Here is a 5850-nt window from a genome sequence, read left to right on the forward strand (position 1 = left end):
ACTTCAAAACTAACAATTGTTAGTAAGTTTAAATGATTAACATCTTGCTTGTTCAGTTTTCAAGGTTCATGTTGTCGCTTGTTATTTTAGCGACTTGATTATATTATCACAAACTTTTAATCTAGTCAACATCTTTTTAAAAAGATATTTTTCAATGAAGTTATTATTCATTGCTGATCTTAATATCTTTTAACGACTTAGTTACTATATCACCATATAATTTAAACGTCAATTACTTTTAGAAAAAAAGTTACAAAAAAATAAAAAGAGATGAAAACACTATACTAGTTTATATAAAGCAATAACTAGATATTGATCTCACCTTATAAATTACAAAGCGAGAAATTGTCCAAACAAAAAATAGATCATCATTTGATGATCTATTTTTAACTCTTTATTGTTGAGCTAATAGATGCTGGGCGATTGAGAAATCCGCGTCCGTCTTAGTTTGAATTTCTTCTACTGTTACTCCCTCTTGCACCTCTACTAACACCATACCCTCAGCAGTAAACTCAAATATAGCCAAATCTGTTATCAGCTTATTTACGACACCTTTACCTGTTAACGGCAATGTACATTCTTTTTTTATTTTAGAGTCGCCGTGCTTATTCACATGCTCCATTACCACAATTACTTTCTTGGCTCCATTTACAAGGTCCATGGCGCCTCCCATGCCCTTGACCATTTTCCCCGGAATCATCCAGTTTGCCAGATCTCCCTTTTCTGAAACTTCCATGCCGCCAAGAATGGCTAAATCTATATGGCCTCCACGAATCATAGCAAATGATTCCGCACTATCAAAAAAAGAAGCTCCCGGCACTGTGGTGATGGTTTCCTTGCCCGCATTAATCAGATCGGGATCTTCATTACCTTCAACTGGATAAGGGCCTATGCCGAGAAGGCCATTTTCTGATTGAAGCAAAACATTAAAGTCAGCGGGAATTTCATTAGCAATTAATGTAGGTATACCAATCCCAAGATTGACATTCATCCCATCTTCAATTTCTTTTACCGCTCTTTTGACAATTGTAAGATGTATTTCCTTCATCCCTTTCACTCCTCCCTTTATCCTTTTGCTCCTGCTACGGTAAGTTTTTCAATACGCTTTTCATAATGAGTGCCTAACAAAAGTCTTTGCACGTAAATGCCAGGAAGGTGAATTTCATCGGGATTAAGTTCCCCAGGCTCTACGATTTCTTCTACCTCCGCAATAGTTATTTTTCCTGCCATAGCTGCTATAGGGTTAAAATTCCTAGCTGTTTTTCGGAAAATCAAATTACCAAGCGTATCCGCTTTCCAAGCTTTGACTAAAGCAAAGTCCCCTACTATGCCTCGTTCAAGTAGATAGGTCTTCCCATCAAATTCTTTCGTTTCTTTCCCCTCTGCAATCGGCGTGCCAACTCCAGTAGCAGTATAAAATCCAGGTATACCTGCGCCTCCAGCACGGATTCTCTCTGCAAGTGTCCCTTGAGGAACCAACTCTACTTCTAATTCACCGCTTAAATATTGCTGTTCAAAAATTTTGTTTTCTCCCACATACGATGAGATCATTTTCTTTATTTGACGATTAGCCAACAGTAATCCCAATCCCCAATCATCAACACCGCAGTTATTGCTAACAATAGTTAAATCCTTCGTGCCTTGCTCTTTTAAAGCTTGAATCGAATATTCAGGTATGCCCGAAAGGCCAAACCCTCCCACAATAATTGTAGAACCTTCTTTAATATCAGAAACCGCTTCCATGAAAGAGCTCACGACTTTACTCTTGTTCATACATACGCCCCCTTTGTCTGAGTATTAAAAATTATCTATCATAACTATTCTACAACTCTAGCAATTATAAGTAAATTTTTTGTTAGTATGTCGTAGAAGTCTACTCTTCGTTAAAAAATTTTTTTCTTTCCTTAGATATCCATTGCTCTAAATCATCCTTGTTCCTGCGTACTATGCGATTCACTAATACGTCATGCCATACATAATCCTCTAGCAAATAAATATGAACAGGATCATCTGTATAGAAAGCTAGCTCCTTATCATCAAGAACTGATCCGTAAATCATCTTTTTCGCATCAATAGATAGGATAAACCACTTTTTACTTGTAGGTGCTTCTGTAAATTGGGTAACGCGATGTATATCTACATTCCCTACTGGATTTTCTACATGCAATGTGAGACCTTTAATCTCAACTTCTGATTCTACTTTCTCTAACTCTTCTTTTAGTTCATGATAAAAATCATCCCACATTGAAATAACGATTCTTTTTTCAGCTTTTTTAATTAGCGTTTTGCAGTAGCTTATAATGCTTGATTTATCCTTTAAGGTGAGTACCTGCCGTTCACCTTTTTCTTCTTTTTTTTCGCGCTCCTTTAATGCAGTGCTCATACTAAGGAAATTGGTTTGAAATGAATTTTGTGCTTTTTCAAGAAAAACATCGACAGGCAAAGGCGAATAAAGAGCGCCGTCTGTCTTCTCTTCCTTCAATACTACGCCCTTTTCCACTAAAGCTTTCAATGTATCATAAATTCTAGCCCTTGGTATGCCCGATTTTTTACTAACCTGATAAGCAGTAACTGTCCCTTGCTCCACTAAAGATACATATGACTTTGCTTCATATTCTGTGAATCCAATAGCTTTAAGTTGTTTGATTAACAAATCCAATATGATACCCCACTTTCTCTTCCTCTCATCATACCAAATTCAGAAGTACTATTTACATCTGAAACAATTTTAGTTACTATTTTAGTAGTTACTAAAGAAAAGGTGGTTTTTATGCATATTGAGATGGACTTTTCACTTTTAATTATTTTAATTCTTTTTGGATTTTTAGCTGCCTTTATAGATTCAGTGGTTGGGGGCGGCGGTTTAATCGGTTTGCCTGCGCTCTTATTTGCAGGACTCTCACCCGCTGCGGCAGTAGCAACAAATAAACTTGCTGGTACAATGGGGGCGTTGACTAGCACAATTTCCTTTTACCGTTCGGGCAAAATTGAAATGAAGTCTGTCTTGAAGTTCTTTCCGCTTGTTTTTATAGGCTCCGCATTCGGCGCCTGGGTAGTCCACTTATTAGACCCTAATTTATTGAAGCCACTCATGCTATTTATGCTTGCCGCTGTTGCAGTGTACACCATCTTTAAAAAGAATTGGGGTAGTGTTTCTACATACAAAAAATTATCAGTATCTAAGCTATTATTATTTGCACTTATTATTTTTGCTTGCGGATTTTATGATGGCTTTTTAGGACCAGGAACAGGATCGTTCCTTATATTTGCTTTCTTGATGGTGGGGTATGATTTTCTTAGTGCTGCAGGTAATGCCCGGTTTTTAAACTTTGGGAGCAATATTGCCGCACTCTTAATGTTTATGGGTTTGCACCAAGTCAATTACGCCTACGGCATACCGATGGGGCTTGCACAAATCGCCGGTGCAATTTTAGGATCACGTTTTGCCTTAAAACAAGGTGCCAGCTATGTACGGGGTTTATTTATAGTGGTCACATGCTGTTTACTTGCTAAAAATCTATATGATTACTTCTTAAAATAATGACATATAAAAAAGGCTTTCTTAAATAGAAAGCCTTTCTATATTGTAGAAAGTTTAAGCGTTTCTCCTTCTCCAGAATAAGCGAACAATAAAAAATAGGATCAGGAAGCTTAGTAGAAGGACAACAAGATTCGAATATGTATCTATATATGATACAATTTTCCCCCAAGAAGATCCCACCCTTGCACCAACATAAACTAATACGCTATTCCAGATGAGTGATCCCAGTGCAGTAAATAACAAAAAAATGCCAAGATTCATTTTGGCCATGCCTGCAGGAATTGATATTAAGCTGCGAACAATAGGTACAACACGTCCTATTAATACAGCCCATATCCCCACCTTCGCAAACCATTCATCCGCCTTTTTGATATCCTTGCGTGTAAGTCGCAATAGATATCCCCATCTATCTACAATGATCTCTAGCTTTTTCACATCCAAGAGCCTTCCAATCCCATACAGAGTCACAGCACCGACCATAGAACCGATTGTAGAAAATATTATGACGCCTGTCATTGTCACATCAGATGTAGTTGTAAGAAAGCCGCTAAATGTTAAAATCACTTCAGAGGGAATTGGTGGAAAGATATTTTCTACTGCAATAAGTATAAGAATCCCTATATAACCATATGTATTCATCATATAAACAATCCACTCTTCCATCCCCATCCTCCTTTAACCTGTCCATTTATTATATGCTAAGTAAGAGAAATTATGAGTGGTAGTCTTGCTAGGAAATCCCTTTACTTACTCTTCTAAAACCAATGGAAGTAGAGTTTACAGAAAAACCGAACTGCTTAAACAGCTCGATTCTTAATATACGAAAGCTTTAGATTAAATTTAGGTACTTTATCATTTGGTATTTGTGTTCTTACCTTAAAGTACTGTACTTCCTCGTCACCTTATGAATCTATTTACTAATGTATGTTTATCTTATTTTGGGATTGTAGCTTGTAATAGAATCCGATTCTCTATTAGGTTTTTCAAGCTGATAAGAGACTTGGATGTTCCAAACTTTATGATAGAATCTTGAAATTGAGCAATATCCTCTATAGTGGCAGTCTGAACCTTTATCATATAATTGTATTCACCACTAATTCGAAACAAATCTGTTACAGCCGGAGTTCATTCGCAAAAATCCACAAGCGCTTGACATTGCTCCGTTTTAATAAGAAAGAACGCTGTGGTCCCTCTGCCTAGCGCCTGATGACGATAGGTTGCCGTATAACCCGAGATGATATCTTTCTCCTCAAGTCTTTTTATTCGTTCCCTTACCGAGGGTTGGGACATCAATACATCTTTACTTATTTGTGAAATGGAGATACGTGCATTCTGCTGAAGAAGACGCATGATGTGGTAATCAGTTTCATCCATCCAATGTTCCATATATATTTCCTCCTGCTCATTTTTCACTTTTCAAAAGTGAATAAAATCAATGAATTTTCGTTATTTCCAGAAAGCGTAAGGCGACAATCTCCTTTTATAATGTATGTATTTCCTCATAACACTATTTTATAATAAATACATCAGAAAGGGGACATCATATTTGAATATCAAAGGTTTTGCTCATATTGCAATTCAGGCAAAAGATTATCCGGCCACAATCAAATTTTACATTGAAGCATTAGGATTTAAACGTGGACATCATTGGAGCCTTCCTTCGTTTCAAATTAAGGAAGCTTCAATGCTAATTTCTCCAGACAAACGAACATGTATTGAGGTTTTCGATGAAAATGCTGTCATTCCAGCACAAGGGAAAAAAGCGCAGTCGGAAGAGGAGGTTACTTACGGAGCCATGCTTCACCTAGCGTTTTATGTGGAAGATGTCGACAAAGCGTTTCAAACGGCAATTGACCATGGCGCAAAGCCTTGTGTGAAAGCAGATAATATTACTCTTGGAGAGCCCCCTCTTCTTATCAGAAACGCTCTAGTCTACAGTCCTAATGGAGAGGTTATCGAATTTATTCAGGACGTGGATTTTGATATAGAATCCCATAGTTCAGTGCAATAGTTCAAAAAGCTATAGACAATCTAAGGCTCTTCTCTATCCTAGACTGCACTGTGTTCTTGTAAAAAAACTTCTTTTTGTTATGCAGCTAATGTCTAGGTTATTGAAGGGTGATTTATCTTTAATTTATGTATATAGAAAACTCCATCTAGGAAAATGATTTTCTAATCACTTAATATTTTATTATTCACTTTATCTTTTTCAATAAAAAAATGGACCAATTGCTTTTATTACATGTAATTATTGTTCAATAAAATTTCGGTACTATAACACAAAAAAAGACACTACTGAGCTAATCAGT

At 36.7% G+C, this 5850-nt stretch carries 7 protein-coding genes and 1 pseudogene; 2 read left to right on the forward strand and 6 right to left on the reverse strand.

Annotation, left to right across the window (positions count from 1 at the left end):
* Nucleotides 1–394: 394 nt before the first annotated feature.
* The 3 genes from AC6CHJ_RS16495 to AC6CHJ_RS16505 form a co-directional block, all read right to left on the reverse strand.
* Nucleotides 395–1048, reverse strand: a complete 654-nt coding sequence (locus tag AC6CHJ_RS16495) for a 3-oxoacid CoA-transferase subunit B (protein WP_066791436.1) — start codon at nucleotides 1046–1048, stop codon at nucleotides 395–397.
* A 17-nt stretch (nucleotides 1049–1065) separates the two neighbouring features.
* A complete protein-coding gene (locus AC6CHJ_RS16500; protein WP_147198317.1) occupies nucleotides 1066–1773 on the reverse strand; it encodes a CoA transferase subunit A in 708 nt (235 codons plus the stop codon).
* A gap of 100 nt (nucleotides 1774–1873) precedes the next feature.
* Complete coding sequence (locus AC6CHJ_RS16505) at nucleotides 1874–2659, reverse strand: TrmB family transcriptional regulator (RefSeq protein ID WP_147198319.1); 786 nt, start codon at nucleotides 2657–2659, stop codon at nucleotides 1874–1876.
* A gap of 111 nt (nucleotides 2660–2770) precedes the next feature.
* On the opposite strand from AC6CHJ_RS16505, the gene AC6CHJ_RS16510 reads away from it, so the two are divergent.
* Nucleotides 2771–3541 (forward strand): TSUP family transporter, encoded by a 771-nt coding sequence (locus AC6CHJ_RS16510; protein ID WP_150285695.1) that lies wholly within the window; start codon nucleotides 2771–2773, stop codon nucleotides 3539–3541.
* A gap of 54 nt (nucleotides 3542–3595) precedes the next feature.
* On the opposite strand, the gene AC6CHJ_RS16515 is transcribed toward AC6CHJ_RS16510, so the two are convergent.
* The 3 genes and pseudogenes from AC6CHJ_RS16515 to AC6CHJ_RS16525 all read right to left on the reverse strand — a co-directional run bounded on the left by AC6CHJ_RS16515 (nucleotide 3596) and on the right by AC6CHJ_RS16525 (nucleotide 4927).
* Nucleotides 3596–4204 carry a DedA family protein gene (locus AC6CHJ_RS16515; RefSeq protein ID WP_147198323.1) on the reverse strand — a complete coding sequence of 203 codons (609 nt, stop codon included), beginning with the start codon at nucleotides 4202–4204 and terminating at the stop codon, nucleotides 3596–3598.
* Nucleotides 4205–4474: 270 nt separating this feature from the next.
* Nucleotides 4475–4651, reverse strand: a pseudogene (locus AC6CHJ_RS16520) (Lrp/AsnC ligand binding domain-containing protein); the annotation flags it as partial.
* A gap of 15 nt (nucleotides 4652–4666) precedes the next feature.
* On the reverse strand, nucleotides 4667–4927 hold the full coding sequence (locus tag AC6CHJ_RS16525; RefSeq protein WP_498289374.1) for an Lrp/AsnC family transcriptional regulator: 261 nt from the start codon (nucleotides 4925–4927) through the stop codon (nucleotides 4667–4669).
* A 160-nt stretch (nucleotides 4928–5087) separates the two neighbouring features.
* On the opposite strand from AC6CHJ_RS16525, the gene AC6CHJ_RS16530 reads away from it, so the two are divergent.
* Nucleotides 5088–5552 carry a VOC family protein gene (locus AC6CHJ_RS16530; protein ID WP_392997434.1) on the forward strand — a complete coding sequence of 155 codons (465 nt, stop codon included), beginning with the start codon at nucleotides 5088–5090 and terminating at the stop codon, nucleotides 5550–5552.
* The last annotated feature ends 298 nt before the right edge of the window (nucleotides 5553–5850 follow it).

The sequence above is a fragment of the Rummeliibacillus sp. GQ308 genome, assembly GCF_059759115.1.

Excerpts from the sequence above, each read along its gene's own strand:
- AC6CHJ_RS16495 (WP_066791436.1), bottom strand. The coding sequence starts at position 1,048 with ATGAAGGAAATACATCTTACAATTGTCAAAAGAGCGGTAAAAGAAATT.
- AC6CHJ_RS16500 (WP_147198317.1), bottom strand. The coding sequence starts at position 1,773 with ATGAACAAGAGTAAAGTCGTGAGCTCTTTCATGGAAGCGGTTTCTGAT.
- AC6CHJ_RS16510 (WP_150285695.1), top strand. The coding sequence starts at position 2,771 with ATGCATATTGAGATGGACTTTTCACTTTTAATTATTTTAATTCTTTTT.
- AC6CHJ_RS16515 (WP_147198323.1), bottom strand. The coding sequence starts at position 4,204 with ATGGAAGAGTGGATTGTTTATATGATGAATACATATGGTTATATAGGG.
- AC6CHJ_RS16525 (WP_498289374.1), bottom strand. The coding sequence starts at position 4,927 with ATGGAACATTGGATGGATGAAACTGATTACCACATCATGCGTCTTCTT.